Raw genomic sequence first — 2,433 nt, forward strand, 5'->3', positions numbered from 1 at the left:
GGTCCTCGCGGAGGTCGAGGTCGTCGAGCACGCCGGCGCGATATCCGGCTTCACCGCAGGACGACGATGTCGGCGTCGCGCGCGGCCGCCGAGTCGTCGGTCGTCTCGTCGACGATGTCTTCGATCGCGGCGAGCGCCTCGGGGTCGAGGTCGATCGCCGTGAGATGGTACCCCCCTGCGCGGGCGAGCCCCTTGAGCAGGGCACTCCCCATGTTCCCGCAGCCGATAACGCTCACTCGAGTCATTTGCCTCTACGGAGTCGGTCGGCGGACATACCAACTGCGGTTTTCGCAAGTTTCCGGGTTCCGACGTTTCGGCCCGTCTCGACGCGTGCTACGCCAGATCCGCGTACAGCGACTGATACCGCTCGGCGATCGCCGAAAGCGAGAACGACTCGCTGCGTTCGGCGGCGTTCGTGCCGAGTTCGGCCCGTCGGTCTGCGTCGCGGAGCTCGTCGATGGCCTCGACGAAGCCCTCCACGTCGTCCCCGCGAGCGCGGTCGTCCCGGGCTCCCGTCGCAGCGCCGTCGCGCCCGCTACCGTCGTCGCTCGCGCTCCCGCCCACCTTCAGGCACTCTTTGCCGTCTTCCAGCCACGAGAACGTCTCGATGTCGCGGACGACGACCGGCTTTCCGGCCGCCATCGCCTCCAGCAGCGCGATGCCCTCGTTCTCCTCGTGGGTGGGGAAACAGAACACGTCGCCCGCGGCGTACGCGCCACGGATGTCGTCGACGAAGCCGGTGAACGTACAGTTCGACGGGGCCTCGTCGATGAGCCGCGTGGTGTCTCTGCCCTTCAGCGACCGGTCTATCGGGCCGAACCAGACGAAGTCGATGTCGGGCATCCGGTGGGCGGTCTCGACGAACGTCTCCAACCCCTTCCGTTTGATCACGTGGCCGACGAGGAACACCGTCGGCGGGGACAGGTCGTAGCGCTCGCGGTACTCGGCTTTGAGCGACTCGAATCCCGCCAGCTTCTCGGTGTCGACGCCGTTCGATATCACCGTCGTCGGGACGTCCGCGTACTCGCGGATTAGGTCGCGGTTGTACTCGGAGGGGCAGACGAGCAGGTCGGCGAGCCCGTACGCGCGCCGGAGGTACGGCTTGAGCGGCCGCGCGAGCGCGTTGGTGAACCGGAAGCTGTCCCCGAAGTCCTCGGCGGTGACGTGGGTGTGGGCGACGACCGGGACGCCCGCCTTCCGGGCGCGGCGCGCGTGCCAGACCGAGCGCGGCCCCATCACGTTACAGTGGAGGACGTCGGCGTCGAGCGTCGGCTCCGTGGTGTACTCGATCCCCACCCGGTCGAGCATCTTCCGCTGGTGGTCGACGGAGGCGGCGATGCCGCCGGTGACGTGTTCTTCGAACTCGAAGTAGTGGCTGACCTTCATCGGTGGGGGCGGGTGCGAGCGCGCGAACCGACCGCGCTCACTCGACTTCGAGCCACGGGACCTCCATCAGCGCGGGGATGTACGTCTCGATGTGGTGTTCCCAGACGCCCTCCTCGCCGAACGCCTCGCCGTGGTCCGCGGTGACGACCACGTCGCCGTCGAGCTCGTCGACGAGCTCGGCGACGCTCTCTAAGGCGATCCGGAGGTTCTCCTCGTACATGCTCAAGGCGGTCACGCGGGTGCCGTCCTTCACGAGGTCCTTCGGGTCGAGTTCGAGCCATAGCCCGGCCTTCTGGGCGAACTCGCTGTCGTCCAGTCGGCTCTCGATCTTCGGCCGGACCGAGTCGCTGAGCGAGGAGAGCAGGCCGCCGTCGTCGCCGCCGCCGTTCGCCTCCTCCTCTTCCTGTCGTTTGATCCCCTTCTGGATCTGTTTGAGCTTCTGGCCCTTCCCCCGCGAGAGGTAGGGGGCGTGCGGCTGCATGTAGTGGAGGACGGTGCGCTCGGCGCGCTCGACGGCGTCCTGATTGCGGTGGAACGCGTCGGCGAGCCCCTCCGGCGGGACCGTCCCGAGGTCGTCGTCCCAGTCGGTCTTCCAGACGTCGTGGATGTCGCTGATGTGGTCGGAGGCGGTCCACTCGTAGTCGCAGCTCGCGCCCCATTTGAGCTCGTTCAGCGGGATCCCCAGGTCGTTGATGAAGGGGTTCCCGGAGAAGTACGCGATGTCGTGCCCGCCGGTGAAGTTCCGGTACGCCCACTCCGGCGTCGACGAGCCGATGCTCCGCCGCTTTTCGAGCGTTCCGTCGATGTACTCGTCGTACACGTCCGCGAACACGTCGTACCGGCACGCGTCGAGCACCAGACAGTAGTCCCACTCCGACTCGAGGAACCGCTGATCGTCCATTGGGTGGTCCGTCGGCCCGCCGGTACGTATGTATTCCCTTTCGGTCTCCGTTCGCGATCGCTGTACGGACCGAACCGACCGACTCGCGGGAGCGGACGCGAAGCAGACGTTTCAAGTTCGCTACCGCGTCACGTCGCCTATGGAAG

The 2,433-nt window shown here is 67.2% G+C and carries 2 protein-coding genes and 1 pseudogene; all 3 read right to left on the reverse strand.

Going from position 1 to position 2,433, the window contains the following annotated elements:
* Window positions 1-212, reverse strand: a pseudogene (locus tag BN903_RS04865) (NAD(P)-binding domain-containing protein); the annotation flags it as partial.
* Window positions 213-333: 121 nt separating this feature from the next.
* Window positions 334-1,386 carry a glycosyltransferase family 4 protein gene (locus BN903_RS04870; RefSeq protein WP_048076632.1) on the reverse strand — a complete coding sequence of 351 codons (1,053 nt, stop codon included), beginning with the start codon at window positions 1,384-1,386 and terminating at the stop codon, window positions 334-336.
* 37 nt (window positions 1,387-1,423) lie between these two features.
* Complete coding sequence (locus BN903_RS04875; protein WP_048076633.1) at window positions 1,424-2,287, reverse strand: hypothetical protein; 864 nt, start codon at window positions 2,285-2,287, stop codon at window positions 1,424-1,426.
* Window positions 2,288-2,433: the final 146 nt, after the last annotated feature.

It is taken from the genome of Halorubrum sp. AJ67, from assembly GCF_000513435.1.